Source organism: Pseudomonas sp. Eqa60 (assembly GCF_018326405.1).
Taxonomy (GTDB): domain Bacteria; phylum Pseudomonadota; class Gammaproteobacteria; order Pseudomonadales; family Pseudomonadaceae; genus Aquipseudomonas; species Aquipseudomonas protegens.
This window is the reverse complement of the sequence record NZ_AP024342.1, coordinates 3,129,730-3,153,014: the sequence shown is the minus strand read 5'-3', so window position 1 is coordinate 3,153,014 and position 23,285 is coordinate 3,129,730. Positions and strand designations below refer to the sequence as shown.

The 23,285-nt window shown below is 66.7% G+C and carries 16 protein-coding genes; 13 read left to right on the top strand and 3 right to left on the bottom strand.

The genetic code is table 11. The annotated features are described in order from the left end of the window. Window positions 1–11: 11 nt before the first annotated feature. Window positions 12–557, bottom strand: coding sequence for an RNA polymerase sigma factor (locus tag KI242_RS14580; RefSeq protein ID WP_011061039.1), 546 nt, complete (start codon window positions 555–557; stop codon window positions 12–14). Then, the gene (locus KI242_RS14575) at window positions 554–1,210 is read right to left on the bottom strand and encodes an STN domain-containing protein (protein ID WP_050783811.1); all 657 of its coding nucleotides are present in this window, start codon (window positions 1,208–1,210) and stop codon (window positions 554–556) included. Before KI242_RS14575 ends, KI242_RS14580 begins: the two co-directional genes overlap by 4 nt. A gap of 244 nt (window positions 1,211–1,454) precedes the next feature. On the opposite strand from KI242_RS14575, the gene KI242_RS14570 reads away from it, so the two are divergent. The 3 genes from KI242_RS14570 to KI242_RS14560 all read left to right on the top strand — a co-directional run bounded on the left by KI242_RS14570 (window position 1,455) and on the right by KI242_RS14560 (window position 4,510). Continuing rightward, window positions 1,455–1,769: a hypothetical protein gene (locus KI242_RS14570; RefSeq protein WP_011061037.1), complete on the top strand. Its 315-nt coding sequence runs from the start codon at window positions 1,455–1,457 to the stop codon at window positions 1,767–1,769. A gap of 287 nt (window positions 1,770–2,056) precedes the next feature. Beyond that, window positions 2,057–3,421 (top strand): glycosyltransferase family 39 protein, encoded by a 1,365-nt coding sequence (locus KI242_RS14565; RefSeq protein WP_212806307.1) that lies wholly within the window; start codon window positions 2,057–2,059, stop codon window positions 3,419–3,421. A 366-nt stretch (window positions 3,422–3,787) separates the two neighbouring features. Continuing rightward, window positions 3,788–4,510 (top strand): META and DUF4377 domain-containing protein, encoded by a 723-nt coding sequence (locus tag KI242_RS14560; RefSeq protein WP_232512109.1) that lies wholly within the window; start codon window positions 3,788–3,790, stop codon window positions 4,508–4,510. 97 nt (window positions 4,511–4,607) lie between these two features. Here the strand turns inward: KI242_RS14560 and KI242_RS14555 are convergent, their stop codons facing one another. Beyond that, window positions 4,608–9,467, bottom strand: coding sequence for an NAD-glutamate dehydrogenase (locus KI242_RS14555; protein WP_011061034.1), 4,860 nt, complete (start codon window positions 9,465–9,467; stop codon window positions 4,608–4,610). 547 nt (window positions 9,468–10,014) lie between these two features. Between KI242_RS14555 and KI242_RS14550 the strand changes: the two genes are divergently transcribed. The 10 genes from KI242_RS14550 (at window position 10,015) to KI242_RS14505 (ending at window position 23,232) form a co-directional block, all read left to right on the top strand. Then, window positions 10,015–10,371, top strand: coding sequence for a hypothetical protein (locus KI242_RS14550; RefSeq protein WP_041117913.1), 357 nt, complete (start codon window positions 10,015–10,017; stop codon window positions 10,369–10,371). A gap of 262 nt (window positions 10,372–10,633) precedes the next feature. Beyond that, window positions 10,634–11,593 (top strand): MoxR family ATPase, encoded by a 960-nt coding sequence (locus tag KI242_RS14545; RefSeq protein WP_003218556.1) that lies wholly within the window; start codon window positions 10,634–10,636, stop codon window positions 11,591–11,593. 5 nt (window positions 11,594–11,598) lie between these two features. Then, window positions 11,599–12,540, top strand: coding sequence for a DUF58 domain-containing protein (locus KI242_RS14540; protein WP_011061032.1), 942 nt, complete (start codon window positions 11,599–11,601; stop codon window positions 12,538–12,540). Next, window positions 12,537–13,031, top strand: a complete 495-nt coding sequence (locus KI242_RS14535) for a DUF4381 domain-containing protein (protein WP_011061031.1) — start codon at window positions 12,537–12,539, stop codon at window positions 13,029–13,031. Before KI242_RS14540 ends, KI242_RS14535 begins: the two co-directional genes overlap by 4 nt. Next, window positions 13,024–14,100 (top strand): VWA domain-containing protein, encoded by a 1,077-nt coding sequence (locus KI242_RS14530; protein WP_011061030.1) that lies wholly within the window; start codon window positions 13,024–13,026, stop codon window positions 14,098–14,100. The genes KI242_RS14535 and KI242_RS14530 overlap by 8 nt, the downstream gene beginning before the upstream one ends. Further along, window positions 14,097–15,842 (top strand): tetratricopeptide repeat protein, encoded by a 1,746-nt coding sequence (locus KI242_RS14525; protein WP_212806306.1) that lies wholly within the window; start codon window positions 14,097–14,099, stop codon window positions 15,840–15,842. The genes KI242_RS14530 and KI242_RS14525 overlap by 4 nt, the downstream gene beginning before the upstream one ends. Then, a complete protein-coding gene (locus KI242_RS14520) occupies window positions 15,839–17,473 on the top strand; it encodes a BatD family protein (RefSeq protein ID WP_210672069.1) in 1,635 nt (544 codons plus the stop codon). Before KI242_RS14525 ends, KI242_RS14520 begins: the two co-directional genes overlap by 4 nt. A 256-nt stretch (window positions 17,474–17,729) precedes the next feature. Further along, on the top strand, window positions 17,730–18,974 hold the full coding sequence (locus tag KI242_RS14515; RefSeq protein WP_212806305.1) for an exonuclease SbcCD subunit D C-terminal domain-containing protein: 1,245 nt from the start codon (window positions 17,730–17,732) through the stop codon (window positions 18,972–18,974). Beyond that, window positions 18,971–22,615, top strand: coding sequence for an AAA family ATPase (locus KI242_RS14510; RefSeq protein WP_212806304.1), 3,645 nt, complete (start codon window positions 18,971–18,973; stop codon window positions 22,613–22,615). The genes KI242_RS14515 and KI242_RS14510 overlap by 4 nt, the downstream gene beginning before the upstream one ends. Continuing rightward, window positions 22,612–23,232 carry a glutathione S-transferase gene (locus KI242_RS14505; protein WP_015635417.1) on the top strand — a complete coding sequence of 207 codons (621 nt, stop codon included), beginning with the start codon at window positions 22,612–22,614 and terminating at the stop codon, window positions 23,230–23,232. Before KI242_RS14510 ends, KI242_RS14505 begins: the two co-directional genes overlap by 4 nt. Window positions 23,233–23,285: the final 53 nt, after the last annotated feature.

The window sequence follows — 23,285 nt, the reverse complement described above, 5'->3', positions numbered from 1 at the left end:
GGGCTCTTTGTCTAGGACGGTTTTCCGGCCCCGGGACCGAACCGCTGAATGACTTTTCTTTCCAGGCGCAGGGCGCAATGGCCGAGGGCCGCCTTGAGTTCCTTCTCCACCATCCGTGTGGAAATGCCGAAGCGCTGGGAAATTTCCAGGTGCGGCGCCTCTTCCAGGCGCGCGGCAATGAAGATCTTGCGGCGCCGCGCCGGGAGTTCGTAGAGGGCCTTGAGCAGGGTCTGGATTTCCTTCTGGCCACCCACCACCCGCGAGGGGTCCTGGGCTTCGTCGGCGATCTGCAACAGCTCCTCGACCTCATCGCCGGTGAGCAGGCGGGCATCGGACTGGCGCCGGTCGGCGGCAATGTTCAGCGCCATGCGGTACAGGTAGGCATTGGGTTGCGCCAGGTTCGGCGGCTCTTCCATGCGGTCGACCCGCAGGTAGGTTTCGTGCAGGACGTCGTTGGCCAGGTCCTCGGACCCCAGGCGCCTGCGCAAGCGCACCCGAAAATCCTCGTAGGACGTCAGGAACAGCCTGACCATCGCACTGTGTCCGGTATTTTTCATACCCCGGAAGCTCCTTCCCATTCCTTGCAGTCCATGCGTTTCCCTGTCGTGTCCGGTATCAAGAGTAAGGTCAGCGGCTGGCGCAACGAGCTCGGTGCCTGGCGCTCGACCCGAGTCTGGGCCAGGCGCTGCACCAGCGCCTCATCCCGTTGCAGGTCGCCGGTGGAACTCACCAGGCGGCTGTGTTGCACCGCTCCGTCGCCGCCGATCCACAGTTGCAGCAAGGCGCGAAAGCTCCCCGGCCGAGTCAGCGCCGAGCCGCACAGGCTGCGTTCCACCGCCCGTTGCAGGGCGCTGGCGTAGCTGCTGTTGAGCCGCGCCGCACGACTGCCCGCCGCGCCGGGCTGCACGGCCGGCTGTGTGGCCTGCGGCACCTGCAGGGTGAAAGCATCGCTGCGGGCGTAGCGGGCCATCAGGCCACTGCCGGCCAACAACCGGCTCAGGCCTTCCCGGGCGCTGTAGTGACCGTTGATCCCCACCGAGCGCCGGCCCCGGGTCAGTTCCCGGTCCACCAGCACCGCCATCCCGGTGGCGCGGCTGAACAGCTCCAGGGCATCCGCCAGGTTCTGCGCCGGTATCTCCAGTGCCAGCAGGGCCTGTGAATCCACCCGCGGCGGCCCGCCGGGAGGGCCCTGGGCCCAGCCCGCCGGCATCCACAGCAGCAGCCCGAGCGCCACCACACAGGTCGCCAAGCCCCCGTGCAATGAAGTCCATCGCCCGACCTGCGCTCTGCGTCGCTGCACTGCGGTCCAATCCCTGAAAAGCGTCATCCTGAGGCCAGTTTATGAATCTGGTGTTACGGCCACGGCAAAAAAACCATCACTTTTTCAGGCCGGGCTTTGCACTACACTCGGCCGGCATCGAAGCCCGATTCCCCGGGCCAGCCAGGAGGCCAGGATGAAACGATTAAGCCGATACAGCGCAGCCCTGTGGCTGCTCAGCGCCCTGCCCTGGACGCTGCATGCCGAAGAAGCCAGCGAGGGCTGTGTGGAAGTCAGCGTCGGCGGCTACAAGGCACCCGACTACAACTGCCTGAGCAAACAGATGGGCAACAACCCGGACGCAGTGAAGGCGGCCCAGGCCAACCAGCAGGCCCTGGAGGACCCGGTGAACAAGCGCCCACCGAACCAGGTCGGGCTCTCGACGCCGGCGGCCACCGGCGTGCGCATGGGCAACACCTTCGGCACCTCGGTCAAGCCGCAACGGCCCTGAACGGCGCCGCGGGCGGCCGATTGCCGGGCCGCTACCCGCCACCCGGCCCGTCCCAGGGCCCGCCTGGACAGCGGCGAAGGCAGCGGGCGACGGTCGCCCCGTGGCCAATCGCGCACTGCGCCGCGCCCCCTTGATCAGCCCCTGCCCGTATACCGGGCGTTAACCCCGGGCGCGCTAGATTGCCGAGCCTTGAACCCCGGTGCCGGCAACGGCCCCGAACACGGCGCGTGGATGGCGTTCGCCTGCCGGCCACCCTATCATTGGTGTTTTTTTTGCGTGTTGGACGCATGGAAGACTATAAAAAGCTGATCCTGCAGCGCCCCTGCCAAAGCATTTTCCTGATTGCCCTCGCGCTGTTCATGGCGCTGCAGTACAAACCGGCAGTCCTCAACTACACCACGCGCTTCGTCGACTTTGCCGACTACATGCTGCAGCACGGCATGACGCTGTTCCCCATTGCCGACGATCTGCAGCCCTACCCCGACTACACCATTGCCAACACGGTGCTGGTCTATCTGGCGTCGCTGCCCTTCGGCCAGCTGTCCGTGCTGTCGATGGGCCTGCCCTTCTGCATCGCTGCGTCGCTGATGCTGGTGTTCATCTACAAGCTGGGGGCCCTGCATGAGCGCAAATGGGGCCTGTGCGGCGTGCTCTTTGCGCTGTTCACCTGGGCCTTCGTGGATAGCGTCAACTCCCTGGCCCTGGACATCTACCCCGCCCTGATCACCGCGGGCTGCTTCTACCTGGCCTACTCCGCCGACCTCAAGCAGCAGCGCGGACGCCTGGCGCTGGTGTTCCTCGGCCTGATCCTGGGCTTTGCCCTGCGCGGCCCGATCGGCATGATCGGCCCAGCACTGGTGGTCGGCAGCTATTACCTGCTGAGCCGGCAGTGGCGAACCCTGGTCGGATTCTCGCTGGTGAGCGGCCTGCTGTTCGCCGCCGGGGTCGCGCTACTGGCCTGGGCCGCCCACGTGCAGGGCGGCGATGCCTTCATGCAGCAAGTGCTGGAGATGCAGGGCCTGGGCCGGATCGCCAGCGATCACTCGCCGCGCTACTACTTCTACTTCAGCGCCGGGCTGATCACCTACAGCTTCACGGCGTTCTACGCCCTCTGCGTGATGGCCAGGAGCGGCCGCCAGTGGCTCGGCGCCCCGTCGCTGTCGGCGCCGCGCCTGCTGCTGCACCTGGGCGCCTGGTTCGTGGTGCTGATTGTGTTCTTCACCATCCCCAACTCGAAGAAGGCGCGTTACGTGCTGTCCATCACCCCGGCCATTTCCCTGCTGGCGGCCTACATCTTCATCGACCCCAACGGCCTGTTCAGCGCCACCCGCAGACGCCTGCTGCGCCTGTGCCTGAACCTGCCGGCCATCGGCGCGCTCCTGGCGCTGCTGGTGCTGGGCTACAACAGCTTTGCCGCCCGCCCCCTGCAGCCCGACTTCGCCGGGGTGTTTTCAAGCTTTGCCCTGCTCAGCGGCGTGCGCTACTGGATCGGCCGGCAGTACACCGGGCACCGGCATTACGAGGTCATCGTCCTGGCATTCGGCGTGGCGGCCTTTCTTTTGCTGGATGGGTTCTTCTTCAACGCCATCACCTATCATCTGGAACTGGCCAAAGAACCCACTCCCAAATTCCTGCCTTACTGGTTCTGGTAAGGCGGGCGTCCACACCTGGCCCGCAGCGCCCGGCCGGAAGCAGGCAACGGCGCTCACCGGCAGCGTGCAAGATTTGGTAACACTCCCGGGCACCCCCGGCGATGAAACCGAACTGGCACAGTGCTGTCACATCGCAATCGGTAACGGCGGAGGTCGCCCTGCGGCGGCTTGCGGCCCACGCAGCACTGGCCCGACGACCTCACCGCCACAGGTTACCGGCCTGGGCCTGCCCCCCATGCGGCAGGCCATACTCCATCAAGGCTGAAAGAGCGAACCATGAAGCAAAACATCCTCCTCGTATCCGTCTGTGCCGCCCTGCTCCAGGCCTGCACCCCGGCTTCCACCACCCCTGAAGGATCTTCTTCCATGCCCGCCAGTACTGCCTCCGTCAGCGCCCAGCCTGCGCTGTCCGCCTACTACTGGCAGCTGGTTGCGGCCCGCGATGCGGCGGGCAAGCCCGTCGCCGCCCTGGACAAGGGCATCGAGCGCCAGCTGCGCCTGACCTTCGCCGGGCAGAACCTGAGCATCAGCGGCGGCTGCAACCGCCAGTTCGGCGGCTTCCAGCATGAAAATGGCGTGCTCAAGGTACAGCCACTGGCCGCCACCCTGATGGCCTGCGAGCCGAAACTGATGGCCCTGGACGCACAAATCGCCAACCTGCTCAAGGGCGACCTGCGCACCACCTTCGGCGGCGACCAGTCGACCCCGACCCTGCAACTGGCCACCCAGGACGGCACCCTGCTCACGTTCGAAGGCCAGCCCACCCCGCAAACCCGCTACGGCAGCCAGGGCCAGACCCGCTTCCTGGAAGTGGCGGCCAAGACCGTCAAGTGCAGCCACCCGCTGATCCCCGACTTCCAGTGCCTGCAAGTGCGTGAGCGCCGCTACGACGACGCCGGCCTGCAACTGCCGACCCAGGACACCTGGCACCCGCTGTACCAGTCCATCGAGGGCTACGAGCACCAGGACGGCGTGCGCAATGTGCTGCGGGTCAAGCAGTACGAGTGGAAGAATGCACCCGCCGATGCCCCGTCCAGCGTCTATGTGCTGGACATGGTGGTCGAGCAGGACGCCTCGGCGGCCCACTGAGCCGAGCCACCCGCCAACCGGTACAAACCGGCAGGCAATAAAAAAGCCCCGTATCGCAAGATACGGGGCTTTTTTGGTTCTGGGCGGGGTCAGGCCGTTACAGCACCGACTGACCGCTCATGGCCAGGTCCAGCAACTCGCGGTTGGCCACCGCATACATGGCGTAGTCGGTGCCGCTGGCGGCACGGATTTCCACCATCATGGCGCGCCAGCGATCGGCCATGCTCGCGTTCTGCTCCAGCCACAGGGCCACGCGGGCCTCCATGTCGTCCGGCGCATCGGCCATCTGCAGGACCTTGATGGTGATCGCCCGCTGCTGCCAGTCCACGTCATCGCGGAAGGCTTCGCGCGCCGCCGCCTGCCAGTTGTTGGCCACCGGCAGATCGCTGATCTGCTGCAGGTACCACGGCAGGTCGAGGGCACTGCCCACGGCGAAGTAGGCCTTGGCCACTTCCGCCGCATCGTGGCCGGTCACATCAGCGGCCTCGATGATCGGCAGCAGGGTGTACAGGTGGGTAGTGCCTGCAACCATGCGCGCCAGCAACTCCGGCACACCGGCTTCGACATAGGCGGTGTAACGGGCTTGCCAGCCCTCGCGGGTCGGGCCTTCGAGCAGCTCGTCGAGCTTCAGGCCCAGCGCCGCCAGGTGCGGACCGAAGTGCGCAACGTCACGCGCCGCATCCTGCTCGTTGCGCCGGCTGCGCAGGAACCAGCGGGTGGCACGACGGCCCAGGCGCATCAGCTCGTCCATCAACGCCAGTTGCACTTCAGCCGAAACCTGGTGGTCCAGGGCTTCGATCTGACGGAACCAGTGCGGGAGGTGGAAGATGTCCCGCACGATCACATAGGCACCGGCGACGTTCGCCGGGCTCATGCCGGTGGACTCCTTCAGACGCTGCACGAAGGTGATGCCCATGTGGTTGACCAGGTCGTTGGCGATCTGGGTGCTGACGATCTCGCGCTTGAGACGATGGCGACGCATGGCCTCGGAGAACTTGGCCACCAGGCTTGGCGGGAACGCGGTCTCCATGTCGCGGGTCAGGTAGTCGTCATCCGGTACCAGGGACTTGAGCAGGGCTTCCTTGAGGTCGATCTTGCTGTAGGAAATCAGCACCGACAGTTCCGGACGGGTCAGGCCCTTGCCGGTGGCGGCGCGCTCGGTGAGCTGCTCCTCGGTCGGCAGGTACTCGATGGCGCGGTCCAGCTTGCCACGGCCTTCCAGGTCGCTCATCAGGCGCTTGTACTCGGCGGCACGCTCGTAGGCACGGCGCGCAGCCAGGGACAAGGCCTGGGTCTGCTTGTAGTTGTTGCCCAGCACCAGGCCGCCGACTTCGTCGGTCATGCTCGCCAGCAGCTGGTTGCGCTGCTTGTCGGTCATGTCACCGGCCTGCACCACTTCGTTGAGCAGGATCTTGATGTTCACTTCGTGGTCGGAGCAGTCCACGCCACCGGCGTTGTCGATGAAGTCGGTGTTGGAACCGCCGCCATTGAGGCCGAACTCCACACGACCCAGCTGGGTCATGCCCAGGTTGCCGCCCTCGCCCACCACCTTGCAGCGCAGCTCGTTGCCATTGACGCGCAGGGCGTCGTTGGCCTTGTCGCCGACATCGGCGTGGCTCTCGGTGCTGGCCTTGACGTAGGTGCCGATACCACCGTTCCACAGCAGGTCCACCGGCGCCTTGAGCAAGGCGTTGAGCAGCTCGGTCGGGGTCAGCTTGTCGGCCTGGATGTCGAAGCGCTCTTTCATCTGCGGCGAGATGGCGATGCTCTTGGCGCTACGCGAGAAGATACCGCCGCCTTCGGACATGATGCTGGTGTCGTAGTCGCTCCAGGCCGAACGCGGCAGCGCGAACATGCGCTGGCGCTCGACGAAGCTGGTGGCCGGATCCGGGTTCGGGTCGATGAAGATGTGCAGGTGGTTGAACGCCGCCACCAGTTGCAGCTTGTCGGACATCAGCAAGCCGTTGCCGAACACGTCGCCGGCCATGTCGCCGACGCCGACCACGGTGATGCTGTCTTCCTGGACATTGATGCCGCGCTCGCGGAAGTGGCGCTGCACGCCAACCCACGCGCCCTTGGCGGTGATGCCCATCTTCTTGTGGTCGTAACCGGCCGAACCACCGGAGGCGAATGCATCACCCAGCCAGAAGCCGTAGTCGATGGCAATGCCGTTGGCGATGTCGGAGAAGGTCGCAGTGCCCTTGTCCGCCGCGACCACCAGGTAGGGGTCATCGTCGTCATGGCGCACGACGTTGGCCGGCGGCACCAGGGCGCCGTCCTTCAGGTTGTCGGTGATGTCCAGCAGGCCGGAGATGAAGATGCGGTAGCAGGCGATGCCCTCGGCCGCGATCTCGTCCCGGCTGCCGCCCAGTGGCAGGCGACGGGGCAGGAAGCCGCCCTTGGCGCCCACCGGCACGATCACCGAGTTCTTCACTTGCTGGGCTTTGACCAGGCCCAGGACTTCGGTGCGGAAGTCTTCTTCACGGTCGGACCAGCGCAGGCCGCCACGGGCAACGTTGCCGAAGCGCAGGTGCACGCCTTCGACCCGTGGCGAGTAGACGAAGATTTCGAACTTGGGCACCGGCTTGGGCAGCTCGGGGATCAGGTGCGGGTTGAACTTGAAGCTGAAGTACGACTTGTTCTGGCCGTTGGCGTCGGTCTGGTAGAAGTTGGTGCGCAGGGTGGCCTTGATCAGGTCCAGGTAGCGCCGCAGGATGCGGTCTTCGTTGAGCACCTGGACGTCGTCCAGGGCGGTGAGGATCGCCTGCTCCAGACGCTGCTGCTTGTCTTCCAGGTCGTCGCTGGTGAGCTTGCGCGCCAGGTAGAAGCGGGTCTTGAACAACCGGGTCAACTCGCGGGCGATGTCGGTGTGGTTGTTCAGGGTGCTGGCGATGTAGCCCAGGTCGAAGCCCAGGCGGATCTGCTTCAGGTAGCGGGCGTAGGCACGCAGCAGCGCCACGTCGCGCCATGGCAGGCCGGCGGTCAGCACCAGGCGGTTGAAGGCATCGTTCTCGGCATCGCCGCGCACGATATGGACGAAGGCGTCCTGCAGCGTGTCGTTGAGCTGCTGGATATCCAGGTCCAGGCCTTCGGCGGCGGTGAAGGCGAAGTCGTGGATCCAGAACTCACGGCCATTGTTGTGACGCAGGCGGTACGGGAATTCGCCCAGCACGCGCAGGCCGAGGTTTTCCAGGATCGGCAGCACGTCGGACAGCGCCAGCGGGGTGTCGGCGTGGTACAGCTTGCAGTGCAGCTCGCGCTGGCCGGAGACCTGGCCCAGGGGCTGGTAGAAGCTCATCACCAGCGGGTTGGCTTCGGTGAGGCTCAGCAGGTGCTGCATGTCCACCACCGCCGAATGGGCAGCGAAGCGCTCGCGGTAGCCGGCCGGGAAGCCTTTGGGGAAGTCCGCCAGCACATTGGTGCCGTGGGCTTCGCCGAAGCTTTCCACCACCAGGCTGGCGTAGTCGTCCTGCCAGCTGCGGCAGGCCTGCACCACTTCTTTTTCCAGCAGCAGCGGATCGATGTCGATGCGCTGTTTGGGGTCCACCCGCAGGATCAACTGCACACGGGCCAGTACCGACTCGGAGAAGAAGGTCCAGAACTCGCAGTCGGTGGCTTGCAGGCGATCCATCAGCACTTGCTGGATCTTCTGCCGCACTTCGGTGGAATAGATGTCGCGCGGCACGTAGGCCAGGCAGTAGCAGAAGCGGCCGTAGGGGTCTTTGCGCAGGAACACGCGGATCTTGTTGCGTTCCTGGATCTGCACGATGGACATCACGGTGCTGAACAGCTCGTCCACCGGGGTCTGGAACAGATCGTCCCGGGGCAGCACTTCCAGGACCTGGGCCAGTTCCTTGCCCAGGTGCGCCTTGGCCTGGAAGCCCGAGCGCTGCTCGATGGCTTCGACCTTGCGGCGGATGTAAGGAATCACCCGCACGCTCTCGCCGTACACCGAAGAGGTGTACAGGCCCATGAAGCGGCATTCCTTGATGACCTTGCCGTCGGCATCGATCTGGCGGATCGAGACGAAATCCGGGTAGGCCGGACGGTGCACACGGCTCGGGTGCGCGGCCTTGGCGAAGGACAGCGGCGTCGGTTCGCGCAGGTAGTTGACGGCGTAGTCTTCGATGCGCAGGTCGTCGCTGGTCAGGCCGGCGCGCAGCAGCTTGGCCAGGCCGAGGAAGGAGTTCGGGTCATATTCGATATGCCCGCCGTCCTGGTCGGCGCCGACCACGAATTCTTCATAGCCGAGGAAGGTAAAGTGGTTGCCCACCAGCCATTCGAGGAAGCTCTTGATCTCGGTCTTTTCTTCGGCAGCGATCGGGAACTGGCTGTTGTCGATGCTCTGGATCAGTTCCTGGACCTTGGCCTTCATCGGCTCGAAGTCGGCCACGGCGACCCGCACTTCGCCCAGTACCTGTTCCAGCTCCTTGCCCAGCACGCTGAGTTCGGCGGCGTTGGCGCAACGGTCGATCTCCAGGTACATCAGCGACTCTTGCTGGATGCCTTCGCCCTGGGTGCCCTTGGGCAGGATTTCCAGCAGCTCGCCCTTGCTGCCACGGCGTACGCTGAGCACGGTGGTCTGCAGGGTGTGGATGCTGTAGCCGCGACGGTTGAGCTCGGTGCGTACCGAGTCCACCAAAAACGGCAGGTCGTGGTGCAGGACTTCCACAGCAGTGTGGGTCGACTGCCAGCCATGGCGTTCGTAATCGGGGTTGTAGACGCGGACCTGCGGTTGCCCGTGGTCGAAGCGCTCAAGCAGGCGCCAGGCAGAAAGGGTGCAGCCCGCCAGGTCGGACATGCGACGCTGGGTGAGTTCGTCCAGGGAAATGATGCCGAAGAATTGTTCAGCGAACAGCGCCACTTGTGGCAGTGCCTGTTCACTGATGTGCTGCGCCAGTGCCGCTTGCAGTTGGTGCTGGAAGTCGGCTTTGCTGGCTGCGGTGAAGAACGCCATCTGTGGTACTCCGCTTGGGCTTGTTATTGATGGAAGCGTCGCGTGCAAACCCCTCGCGGGGCGGTGCTGCATCCTGCTCCTGGTCTCGGGCAGAGGTAGCAGGATGACAGGTGGGTGAAGCTGGACGAGACGCACAGGTCACATTCACCTTCCGGGGATGGGCATCTGCAAAAACGACTGACGCTTGCCGGGAAACCGAGCGCAATGCCTTTACAGGTGACCATCGCAAATCAGACGCAACCTATTGCACTAAGAACAAATTGTCCGCTGCGCAGCTTAACGAGTGCGATGTGACAGCTGCTTGCGATGCTGCGACATATTCGGTCAACGGCACGCAGCAGAACGCTCACGCTTTGAGCAACACTAGCAGCCGCGGTGGAAAAACCGGTTTTTTTCCCCGGATTCACGGTACTTGCGTACCAAAAGTGACTGCCGCAGCGATTGTGTTCACGACCTGTTCTCTGACAGACAAGCCAGCAGAAATTCCATCGGGCTGGCAGAATTGTTTCCTTTCTGCCCGCCCGGCCACTCTCTCAGGAATGCCCCCATGCACATGACCACCGCCCACCTGATCGCGAACCCCTGCGACGACGAAGAAGACAACATGGCCATGCTCTGCTGCCACAGCACCCAGGGCGAGATGTTCCTGATGAGCCGCTACCCGGACGAGGACGAACTGGAAATCACCCTCGACGGCGAGCCCTCGACCCTCGATGGCGTCAAGGTGACCCTGAGCCCCACCACCCTGCTGATCGAAATCGCCGCGGCCGACGCCGACGCCCTGAACGGCGCCGACCACCTGGAGATCCGCCACACCACTGCTGCCTCGGACCTGGCCGAAGTGGAGGAAACCCTGCAGAACATCCTCAAGGGCACCGGCACCTACATCAGCCAGTTGTCCTGACCCGCCGCCCTTCCCGGTAGGAGCTGGCTTGCCAGCGAAGGCGTCTTCGGCCCCGCCGCAAACCTTGCCGGCCTCTTCGCCGGCAAGCCGGCTTCTACCGGGGGTGCGCGTGGTGCTGAATAAAACACGGATTTTTTTCGACTAATTCGCCAAATCAGGTTTTCCCCGTTAGTCGCCGACCCCCGCTATGGATTAAAGTATCGCCCCCAGCCCCGACGTTCCCTCAACGCCCGGGGCGCACCCTCTCCAGGAACAGTCACCGATGGAACATCGTGAAGCGCTTTTGGCGCTGCGAACCTTTCTTTCAACGCAGATTCTCGGCCAGGAAAAACTCATCGAGCGCTTGCTCATCGCCCTGCTCGCCGACGGCCACATGCTGGTCGAGGGCGCTCCGGGGCTGGCCAAGACCAAGGCCATCAAGGAGTTGGCCGAAGGCATTGAAGCGCAATTCCATCGGATCCAGTTCACCCCCGACCTGCTGCCCGCCGACATCACCGGCACCGAGATCTATCGCCCGGAAACCGGCAGCTTCGTGTTCCAGCAAGGCCCGATCTTCCACAACCTGGTGCTGGCGGACGAAATCAACCGCGCCCCGGCCAAGGTCCAGTCGGCCCTGCTCGAAGCCATGGCCGAGCGCCAGGTCAGCGTCGGGCGCAGCACCTATGAACTGTCGCCGCTGTTCCTGGTGATGGCGACCCAGAACCCCATCGAGCAGGAAGGCACCTACCCGCTGCCCGAAGCCCAGCTCGACCGCTTCCTGATGCACGTCAAGATCGGCTTCCCGGACGCCGCCGTGGAGCGGCGGATCCTCCAGCAGGCCCGCGGCGAAGCCCTGAACGGCGAGACCAAGCCCGAGCGCCGGGTCAGCCAGCAGGCGATCTTCGCCGCACGCAAGGAAATCCTCGGCCTGTACATGGCCGATGCGGTGGAGGAATACCTGGTGCAACTGGTGATGGCCACCCGCACCCCGGCCAAGTTCGACCCGGAGATGGCCGAGTGGATCGCCTACGGCGCCAGCCCCCGCGGTTCCATCGCCCTGGACCGCTGCGCCCGGGCCCACGCCTGGCTCGCCGGCCGCGACTTCGTCAGCCCCGAAGACATCCAGGCCGTGCTGTTCGACGTACTGCGCCACCGCATCATCCTGTCCTTCGAGGCTGAAGCGGCCGGTATCGACCAGGACCGTGTGGTACAGCGCATCCTCGACGTCGTTGCCGTCGCCTGAAGCCCATGACCCAGCCCGTTGCCGAACCCGGCATTCGCATCACCCTCGGCGAGCTGATCGAGATGCGCCATCGCGTGCGCGAGGTGCAGCTGTTCTCCACCCCCAGCCAGCGCAGCCCGCTGATCGGCCTGCACCACTCCAAGCTGCGCGGGCGCGGCGTGGACTTCGACCAGGTGCGGGTCTACCAGGCCGGCGACGACGTGCGCACCATCGACTGGCGGGTTACCGCGCGCACCCAGGAACCGCACACCAAGCTGTTCCACGAAGAGCGCGAGCGGCCGATCTTCATCATGGTGGAACAGAGCCGCCAGCTGTTCTTCGGCTCGGGGCTGATGTTCAAGTCGGTGCTCGCCGCCCAGGCCGCGAGCCTGATCGGCTGGGCCGCCCTGGGCCATAACGACCGGGTCGGCGGGCTGGTCTACGGCGACGACGAGCACTACGAGATCAAGCCGCGGCGCAGCAAGCAGAGCCTGTTGCAGCTGCTCAACCGCCTGGTGCGGGTCAACCAGTCGCTGCACAGCGAAGCCCGGCCCCAGCGCGACGCCCTGGGCACCGCGCTGCTGCGCGGGCGCGAAGTCCTGCGCCCCGGCAGCCTGGTGATCGTGATCTGCGACGAACGCGCCCTGAGCGACGCCGCCGAGCAGCAACTGAGCCTGCTGTCGCGCCATTGCGACCTGCTGTTGATGCCCCTTTCCGACCCTCTGGACCACGCCCTGCCCGCCGCCGGCCTGCTGCGCTTTGCCGAACGCGGCGCCCAGCTGGAGCTGGACACCCTGAACTACGACCTGCGCCAGGCCTACCGCGCCATGAGCGAAGCGCGCATCGCCCGCTGGGAACGCCTGGCGCAAAAGCTGCGGGTGCTGCTGATGCCCCTGAGCACCCAGAGCGAGATGGTCGAGCAGCTGCGCGAGTACCTCAACCCGCAGCGCCCCGGAGCCGGCCGATGAGCAGCCTGGAACAACTGCAACCGCTGCTGCCGCCGCCCGCGGTGAGCCTGTGGCCACCAGCCCCGGGCTGGTGGCTGCTGGCGATCCTGCTGCCGCTGCTGGGCCTGGCCCTCTGGCACTGGCGCCACCTGTGGCCGCGCAAGGCCGTGCGCGCCCGCAGCGAGCAGCCCCTGGACCCGGTGCGCCTGGCCGCCCTGGCAGAACTGGCGCTGCTGCCCAAGCCCTATGACGGTGCCCCCGCCGGCGCCTGGCTGCAGGCCTTGAATGCCCTGCTCAAGCGCCTGTGCCGCAACCATTACCCCTACAGCCAGAGCCACACCCTGAACGGGCGCAAATGGCTGGCGTTCCTCGACAACCGTTGCCCGGCCGCCGGCCTGACCCGCTGGATGGTGCTGGTGGAAGGCGCCTACAAGCCCGAGTGCAAGCTCGACGACAAAGCCATCGCCGGCCTGACCCAGGCGGTGGACACCTGGATTCGCAAGCATGTTTGAGTTCGCCTGGCCGTGGGTCTTCGTCCTGCTGCCGCTGCCCTGGCTGCTGCGCCTGGTGCTGCCGGTGGCCGACAGTGGCGAGCCGGCGCTGAAAGTCAGTTTTCTCAGTGACCTGGAAGGCCTGTCCAAGCGCCGGGCCCGCGCCCACCTCCCGGCCTGGCGCCAGCAGGTACGTTTCATCCTGCTCTGGCTCCTGCTGCTGTTGGCCGCCGCGCGCCCGCAATGGCTGGGCGACCCCTTGCCGGTGGCCGCCAGCGGCCGCGACCTGCTGGTGGCGGTGGACGTTTCCGGCTCCATGGATTTCCCCGACATGCAATGGCAGGACGAGGACGTCAGCCGCCTGAACCTGGTCAAGCACCTGCTGGGGGACTTTCTCGAACACCGCGAAGGCGATCGGGTGGGCCTGATCCTGTTCGGCAGCAAGGCCTACCTGCAGGCACCCCTGACCTTCGACCGGCACACGGTGCGGGTCTGGCTGGATGAAGCGAAGATCGGCATCGCCGGCAAGAACACCGCCATCGGCGATGCCATCGGCCTGGCCCTCAAGCGCCTGCGCCAGCGCCCGGCCCAGAGCCGGGTGCTGATCCTGGTCACCGACGGCGCCAACAACGGCGGCGAGATCGCCCCCATCACCGCCGCCCGGCTGGCCGCCGAGGAAGGGGTGAAGATCTACCCCATCGGCATCGGCGCCGACCCGGAACAGAGCGCCACCCTCGGCGTGCTGGGCATCAACCCGAGCCTGGACCTGGACGAACCGGCCCTCAAGGAGCTGGCGCAAGTCACTGGCGGGCGCTATTTCCGCGCCCGGGACGGCCAGGAGCTGCAAGCGATCAAGCAAACCCTCGACCAACTGGAACCGGTGGCCCAGCAACCGACCCAGGCACGCCCGGCCCAGGCCCTGTACCACTGGCCCCTGGCCACGGCGTTGCTGCTCAGCGTGCTGCTGGTGCTGCGCGAGCGCTGGCCGCAGAACCCGCTGCAACGCTTCTTCACCCAGTCGAACTTCCTGCTGCCTGCCCATGACTGGCGCCAGCGGCTCAAGCGCCTGCGCTTGCGGAGGCGTCGATGATCAGCCTCTGGCCCCATTGGTTCCGCCCCGGCTGGTTGCTGGTACTGCCCCTGCTGGCGCTGCTGCTGTGGAAGCTCTGGCACCGGCAGAAACGCGCCGGGCGCTGGCAGATGATCCTGCCCCCGGCCTTTCACGCCGCCCTGCTCAGCGGCGGCAATGGCCGCGAAAGCAAGCTGCCCTGGGTGGCCCTGGGCCTGGCCTGGCTGCTGGCGGTGCTGGCCCTGCTGGGCCCCAGCTGGCAGCGGGTGGAACAGACCAGCCAGAAACCCGCCGACCCGCTGGTGGTGCTGCTGGAGCTGACCCCGCAGATGCTCGCCAACGACGTGCCGCCCGATCGCCTGGAGCAGGCCCGGCACAAGCTGCTGGACCTGTTGCAACTGCGCAGCGACGCGCAGACCGCCATCGTGGTCTACGCCGGCAGCGCCCACACCCTGGTGCCGCTGTCCGATGACCTGGCCACCAGCCGCAACCTGCTGGACGCCCTCAAGCCGTCGATCATGCCCCAGGCCGGCCAGCGCGCCGACCTGGCCCTGCTCAAGGCCCTGAAGCTGCTGGACCAGGGGGCCCTGGGCCAGGGCCGGGTGCTACTGATGGCCTCCTCCCTCAACGAAGAGGAACGCCAGGGCATCCGCCAGGCGCTCAAGGGCGACGCCCCGCAGTTGCTGATGCTCGGCTTCGGCAGCCGCGACGGCGCCCCGGTGGCCCAGGAAGACGGCAGCTACCTCAAGGACGACCAGGGCGCGATCCTGGTATCGCGCCTGGACAGCCCGGACCTCAAGCACTTCATCGGCGACGTGGGCGGGCGCTACCGCCAGGCGCGCCTGGACGACAGCGACCTGCGCGGCCTGGGCCTGCTGGGCGGCCCGCAAGGCCTGCGCAGCGACGGCCAGACCCTGCGCCTGGATACCTGGGCCGACCAGGGCTACTGGCTGCTGCTGCCGCTGTTGCTGCTGGCCGCCTGCGCCGGGCGCCGGGGCTGGCTGTTCTGCCTGCCCCTGCTGCTGTTCGCCGTGCCGCAACCGAGCTACGCCTTCGACTTCAATGACCTGTGGCTGCGCCCCGACCAGCAGGGCCAGCGGCTTCTGCAACAGCAGCGCCCGGCGGAGGCCGCGCGGCATTTCCAGGACCCGCAATGGCAAGGCGTGGCCTTGTACGAAGCCGGCAACTACACTGCCGCCGCCGAGCGTTTCGCCGAGGGCAACGACGCCCGCGCCCACTACAATCGCGGTAACGCCCTGGCCCGCAGCGGCGAGCTGGAAGCCGCCATCGACGCCTACGAGCAGGCCCTGGAACGCCAGCCGGATCTGCAACCGGCGTTGCAGAACAAGGCCCTGGTGGAAAGCCTGCTGCAACAGCAACAGGCCCAGGCGCAAACACCGCCACCGGCGAAGAAGCCGGACACCCCCGAAGGCGACGACACCCGCCCGGGCCCCAGCGGTGCAGCCACCCAGCAACCACCGGGCAGCGATGGCCCGCAGGACCCGGCGCAGACGCCGGCCAACGAAGGTGACACGCCGCCGCCGGATCCACAGGCCGCCGGCCACAGTGAAGTGCCCGGCAGCGAGCTGGACGACCAGCACACCACCACCCCGCTGCGCCCGGTGGAGGACAGCCTGGACGCTGAACACCAGCAGGCGCTGGAACAATGGCTGCGCAAGATCCCCGACGACCCGGGTGAATTGCTCAGGCGCAAATTCTGGTACGAACAGCAACAACATCAGGATCAGGGAAAAACTCGATGACCCGCTGCACCGCCCTACTGCTTGCCCTCGCGTTCTGCACTGGCCAGTCCCAGGCTGCCGGCCTGCTCGCCAGCCTGGACCGCAGCCAGGTCAATTCCGGGGAAACCGTCGAGCTGACCCTGGAGTCCACCGATGTCACCCAGTTCGGCAAGCCGGACCTGGCGCCCCTGGAGGCACAATTCGAGGTGCGCGGCACACGCCAGGTCAACCAGCTCAACGGCCTGGGGGACAACCACGCCAGTACCCGCTGGATCGTCACCCTGCTGCCGCGCCACACCGGCACCCTGGAAATCGCCCCGCTGCAACTGGGCAGCCTGCAGAGCCAGCCCCTGAGCCTGCAGGTCAACACCAGCCCGGCCCAGGACCAGAACGCCCGCCTGGAACCGGTGTTCATCGAAGCCGAGCTCGACCAGCCCAGCGTCTATGTCCAGGCCCAGGCCCTGCTGACCCTGCACATCTACCACTCGGTGCCGCTGTTCGACGACAGCAGCCTGAGCCCGCTGCTGCTGAGCGACACCCGGGTGGAACAGCTGGGCGAGCCGCGCACCTACGAAAAGCTCATCAATGGCGTGCGCCACGGGGTGATCGAGATGCGCTACGCGCTCTATCCCCAGCGCAGCGGGCCGTTGCAGATTCCCGCGCTGACCTTCAGCGCCACCCTGGCCAACCCGGACCCGGGCCAGGAAACCAGCTCGCAGACGCCCCGGGCCGGCAAGCTGATCCACGTCAGCTCCAGTGACATCAGCCTGCAGGTCAAGGCCAAGCCCGCCACCTACCCGGCCGACGCGCCCTGGCTGCCGGCCCGCAGCCTGAGCCTGAGCGAAAGCTGGAGCCCGGAGCCCGAGCACCCTCAGGTCGGAGACTCCCTGACCCGCAGCCTGACCCTGCGCGCCGAAGGCCTGTCCAGCGCCCAGTTGCCGCCGCTGCCCCTGGCCGACGTCAATGGCCTGCGCAGCTACCCGGACCAGCCGCAGTTGAGCAACCAGCACGTTGAACAGGGCCTTCTGGGCATTCGCGAAGACCGCCAGGCGCTGGTGCCCACCCGCCCCGGCAACGTCGAACTGCCCGCCATTGAAGTGACCTGGTGGAACACCGTCGAAGACCGCCTGGAAAGCACCAGCCTGCCGGCGCGGGCCCTGCAGGTGGCGAACAACCCCAGCCTGGTGGTGGACACCCCGGCAGGCAACGCCTCGGCCGCGCCCGACAGCGGCAACCTGTGGCTGTGGCAACTGAGCACCCTGCTGCTGGCTTGCACCACCCTGCTGGGCTTCGGCCTGTGGTGGCGCGCCCGCTGGCAGCCGGCGGTGCTGCGCGCCACCCAGACCGGCCCCAGCCCGCGCTCGCTGCTGGACGACCTCAAGCGTGCCTGCCAGGCCAACGACCCCCAGGCCACCCGCCAGGCCCTGGACGCCTGGGCCCGGCAACAGCCCGAAACCCTGGCCGAAATGGCCGCGCGCTTCGTGCCGCTGTCCGACGCCCTGGACGGCCTCAACGGCGCGCTCTACAGCGAGACCGGCCAGTACTGGCAGGGCGAGGAACTGTGGCGAGCGATACGCGCCATCCCGATCGACGAACGGGTCCAGGACCCGGTGGCGGACACCACCAGCCTGCCGCCGCTGTACCCCAAGTGACAGCAGCCGCGCAGCCCCCTGCCACGTAGGAGCCGGCTTGCCGGCGAAGAGGCCCGTAAGTCATGCAGCGCCCGGGCGGGCCCTTTCGCTGGCAAGCCAGCTCCTACAGCCACCTACCTGGAGCCAAGCCGTTGGGCCAATCTCGCCTGCATTTACCGCAGCGCCGGGCATGAACACGCATTTGCCAGTAAACTCTCTGCCCTTTCGCCGCGGTCACCCTTATGTGCGGCCAAGCCTTTTGCATGCGGAGCCTGCCTTGCGTCTGTTTCACACCTCCGACTGGCACCTGGGCCAGAACCTCCACGGCCAGGAACGCGACTTCGAACACGCCTGTTTCCTGGAGTGGCTGCTGCGCCAGCTCAAGCACGAACAGCCCGATGTGCTGCTGATCGCCGGCGATATCTTCGACACCGTCAACCCGCCGGTCAGCGCCCAGGAGCGGCTCTACGACTTCATCGTCAGCGCCCACGAGCAGCAGCCGGCCCTGACCGTCGTGATGATCGCCGGCAACCACGACTCCGGCTCGCGCATCGAGCTGCCGGCGCCCTTGATGCGCCGCCTGCGCACCCACGCCCTGGGCCGGGTGCTGTGGCTGGATGACGGCCAGCTGGATGCCGAACGCCTGCTGCTGCCCTTGCCCGACGCCAGCGGAGCGATTGCCGGCTGGTGCCTGGCCCTGCCCTTTCTGCGCCCGGCGGAAGTCACCGGCCCGCACCTGGGAGACGACTACCTCAAGGGCATCGCCCAGGTCCATGAATGGCTGATCGCCGCGGCCAATGCCAAGCGCCAGCCGGGGCAGGCCCTGATCGCCGTGAGCCATGCGCACATGGCCGGTGGCTCGGTGTCCGAAGACTCCGAGCGCAGCCTGATCATCGGCAATGCCGAGGCCCTGCCCGCCAGCCTGTTCGGTGCGGACGTCAGCTACGTGGCCCTGGGGCACCTGCACAAGCCGCAGAAGGTCAATGGCGAGGAGCGCATCCGCTACAGCGGCTCGCCGATTCCCCTGTCGTTTTCCGAGATCAACTATCAGCACCAGATCCTCGACGTGCGCCTGGACGGCGAGACCCTGGTCAGCGTCGAACCGCGGCTGATTCCCCGGGCGGTCAACCTGCAACGCCTGGGCCCGGCCCCCCTGGGGGACATCCTGGCCCAGCTCGGCGAGCTGCCGGACATCGACCTGCTGGCCGAAGAACAGCGCCAGCCCTGGCTGGAAGTGCGGGTGCGCCTGGACGAGCCCCAGCCGGACCTGCGCCAGCAAGTGGAAAGCGCCCTGCAAGGCAAGGCCGTGCGCCTGGTGCGGATCGCCGCCGAATACGCCGGCAAGGGCGCAGGTGACGGTGAAGAGGCCAGTGCCGAGCTGATCGAGCTGGACCAGCTGACCCCCGAAGAGCTGTTCCGCCGCGCCTGGCGCGACGCTTACGCCAACGAGGTGGACGAAGCCACCCTCAAGGATTTCGCCCTGCTGTTGCAGGACGTCCAGCAAGAAGGTGAACAGCCATGAAGATCCTGGCCATCCGCCTGAAGAACCTGGCCTCCCTGGCCGGCCCCTTCGAGATCGACTTCACCGCCGAGCCCCTGGCCAGCGCCGGGCTGTTCGCCATTACCGGGCCCACCGGCGCCGGCAAGAGCACCCTGCTGGATGCCCTGTGCCTGGCGCTGTTCGGCGCGGTGCCGCGGCTGAACAACATCGGCCGCGAGACCAAGGTCCCCGAGGTCGACAGCGAGATCCTCACCAGCGACCCGCGCACCCTGCTGCGCCGCGGCACCGGCAGCGGCTATGCCGAGGTGGATTTTGTCGGCATCGACGGCCGTCGCTACCGCGCCCGCTGGGAAGCCAACCGCGCCCGCGACAAAGCCACCGGCAAGCTGCAAGGCAGCCGGCAGAACCTCACCGACCTGGACAGCGAACAGCTGCTGAGCAACCAGAGCAAGAGCGAATACAAGCAACTGATCGAGGCCCGCCTGGGGCTCAACTTCGAACAGTTCACCCGGGCGGTGATGCTGGCCCAGAGCGAGTTCAGCGCCTTTCTCAAGGCCGACGACAAGGAACGCAGCGAGCTGCTGGAAAAGCTCACCAACACTGCGGTCTACAGCCAGTTGGGGCGCCGCGCCTACAGCAAGAGCAAGGAGGCCGAAGACGCCCACAAGGAGCTCAAGGCCCAGGCCAGCGGCATCAGCCCGCTGGAGCCCGAGGCCCGGGCCGAGCTTGAACAGCAGTTGAGCCAGGCCCAGCAACAGCTCAAGGAGCAACAGGCCCAGCTCAGGCAGTTGGAAGCCCAGCACGTCTGGCTCAAGGAACTACGCCAGTGGCAGGAAGCCCGGCAGAGCGCCGCCGAACAACTGCAAGCGGCCGAACAGGACGCCCAGGCCCTGGCCCCGGAGCGCCTGCGCCTGCAACGCCTGGAACAACTGGCGCCGCAGCGGCACCAGTTCCTGCGCCAGGCAGAGCTGGGCGCCAGCCTGCTGCCGTTGCGCCAGCAGATCCAGCAGCAGGTCGAACAGCAAGGCGCCCTGCAACAACAGCAGGAACGCCTGCAACAGCAACTGCAGGACGCCGGCACGGCCCTGTCCCAGGCCCAGGAACAGCACAGCACCAGCGCCCCGTTGCTGCGCGAAGCCTTTGCCGAACAGGCCAACCTGGAGCGCCTGGGGCAGAGCCTGGCCCAGGCCGAGGCCCAACGCAGCCGCGCCGAGCAGGCCAGCACCGAGGGCCAGCAAGGCATCCAGCAACTGCTGGAAAAACAGCGCCTGGTGGGCGAACGCCTGGAGCGGATCGCCGGGCAACTGGCCCACAGCGTCGCCCTCGCCCCCTTGAGCGACGCCTGGAACGCCTACCGCGAACGCCTGCAACAGCTGATGCTGATCGGCAATCGCCTGCACCAGGGCCAGGCCGAACTGCCGGCCCTGGAACAGCGCGCCAGCAGCGCCGCCCAGCAACTGAGCGAGCAACGCACGCAGCTCGAACTGCTCTACAGCGAAGCCGGGGCCGAGCCCCAGGCGGTGGCCGAGCAGATCCAGTTGCTCGGCACCCTGCTCCAGGACAACCGCAAGCAGCAGCGCGCCGTCGAAGAGCTGGCCCGGCTCTGGGCCCAGCAACGCGAACTGGACCAGCGCGGCCAGGCCCTGCAGGACAGGCAGCAGGCGGTGGCCGCCCAGCGCGAGGAGCTGAACAAGGTCGGCCTGCAGGCGAAGGCCGAGCTGGTGGTGGCCGAGCAGACCCTGAGCGTCACCCAGGCCCTGCTGGAGCGCCAGCGGCTGGCCCGCAGCGCCAGTGTCGAGGAACTGCGCGCCCAATTGCAGAGCGACCAGCCGTGCCCGGTGTGCGGCAGCGTCGAGCACCCCTACCACCAGCCTGAAGCCTTGCTGCAGAGCCTCGGGCGCCACGACGAGAACGAGGAAGCCAGCGCCCGCAAGACGGTGGACAGCCTCAAGGAACAGCTCAACGAACTGCGGGCCCAGGTCCAGGGGCTGATCGCCCAGCAGAAGGAATTCCTCCAGCAGCAGGAACAACTGGCGAGCCAGCAGCAAGCCCTGGCCCCAAGCCTGCAAGCCCACCCCTTGAGCGCCAGCCTCCTGGACCAGGACCCGCCCAAGCGCGACGCCTGGCTGCAACAGCAACTCGACCAGCTGCAGCAGAGCATCACCCAGGACGAAAACCGCCAGGGCGCCCTGCTGACCCTGCAAAAAGATGCCGCGCGCCTGCAAAACCAGCTGCAGGCGGCAATCGACGCCAGCCAGCAGGCCGCCCAGCACCTGGACAAGCAACAGCAGCAACTGAGCGCCGACCGCCAGCGCCTGGACGAGGAACTGGCCAGCTTCAGCCACCTGCTGCCGGCAGAGGTCCTCGACGGCCTGCGCCGCGACCCGGCCAGCACCTTCATGCAGCTCGACCAGCAGGTGCTGCAACGCATCGAGCAACTGCGCGAGCAGCAGGAAGAGGCCGAAGAACAGCAACAGCGCCAGCTGACCCTGGAAAAGGAACAGGACCGCCAGTTGACCCGCCAGCAGCAACTGGCCGAGGCCCAACAGCAGTTCGACACCCTGCACCAGCAGCAACAGGCCTGCCAGCACAGGCTCGCCGAACTGCTGGGCCAGCAGCCCAGCGCCGAGCACTGGCAGCAGCACCTGGAGCAAGCCGTGGACCAGGCCCGCAGCGCCCAGGCCCTGGCCCAGCAACAGCAGCAGGCACTGCACCAGCAAGCGATCGAGTTGGGCGCCGAGCTCAAGGCCCGGGAAGAACGCCTGCAAGCCCTGGAAAGCGAACAACAGCAGCTGGCCGCCAGCATCGAGCAGTGGCGCGCCGGGCACCCGGAACTGGATGACGCCGGCCTGCAACAGTTGCTGGAGCTGGACGAAGAACAGGTGCAGCAACTGCGCCAGCGCCTGCAAGACAACGACAAGGCCATCGAGCAGGCCAAGGTCCTGCTGCAGGAACGCCAGCAGCGCCTGGAACAGCATCAGGCCCAGCACAACGGCAACCTGGAGACCGAACAACTGGCCCAGGCCCTGGAACAGCTGCAGCAACAGGCCCAGGCCAGCGAACAACAGGTGGCGGACCTGCGTGCACGGCAAAGCGAGGACCAGCGCCGCCAGGCCGCCAACCAGGCCCTCAACCAACGCCTTGAACAGGCCTACGCCCAGTGGCAGCGCTGGGCCCGGCTCAGCGCCCTGATCGGCTCGGCCGAAGGCGACAAGTTCCGCAAGATCGCCCAGGCCTACAACCTCGACCTGCTGGTGCACCACGCCAATGCCCAACTGCGCCAACTGGTGCGCCGCTACCGCCTCAAGCGTGGTGGCAGCATGCTCGGCCTGCTGGTGCTGGACACCGAAATGGGCGACGAACTGCGCTCGGTGCACTCGCTGTCCGGCGGCGAAACCTTCCTGGTGTCCCTGGCCCTGGCCCTGGGGCTGGCCTCCATGGCTTCCAGCACCCTGAAGATCGAATCGCTGTTCATCGACGAAGGCTTCGGCAGCCTCGACCCCGAGTCCCTGCAACTGGCCATGGATGCCCTCGACGGCCTGCAGGCCCAGGGCCGCAAGGTGGCGGTGATCTCCCACGTACAGGAAATGCACGAACGGATTCCGGTACAGATCAAGGTCAGCCGCCAGGGCAATGGCCTGAGCACCCTGGAGGTGAAATGAGCACGCTGCAAACGCCGGGGGCGACCCTCTACTCCTTCCGCCGCTGCCCCTACGCCATGCGTGCGCGGCTGGCCCTGCGCTATGCCGGGGTGCCAATGCGGATTGTCGAAGTCAGCCTCAAGGCCAAGCCGGCCGAGATGCTCGCGCTGTCGGCCAAGGGTACGGTGCCGGTGCTGGCACTGGAGGATCGGGTGATCGATGAAAGCCTGGAGATCATGCACTGGGCCCTGGCCCAGCATGACCCCGAGGATTGGCGGCTCACGGCGGACCCGACGGCCCAGGCGCAGATGGCGGCGCTGATTGCCGAGAATGACCAGGTGTTCAAGGTGCACCTCAATCGCTACAAGTACGCCGAGCGCTACCCCGAGGCGCCCATGGAGCACTACCGGGCCCAGGGCGAGGCGTTTCTGGCGCGCCTCGATAGCCTGTTGCAGCAGCGCCGCTATCTGCTGGCGGCGCATCCGAGCCTGGCGGACATGGCGCTGCTGCCGTTTGTTCGCCAGTTTGCCCATGTGGACCGGGAGTGGTTTGCCCAGACGCCTTATCGCTCCTTGCAGGAGTGGTTGCAGGAGCAACTCGCATCAGAGTTGTTCCTGGCAGTCATGGCCAAACAATAACTTTCACAAGATGCGCGCATCGGCAGCCTCAAATAGATTGAGCTGCCGAAATA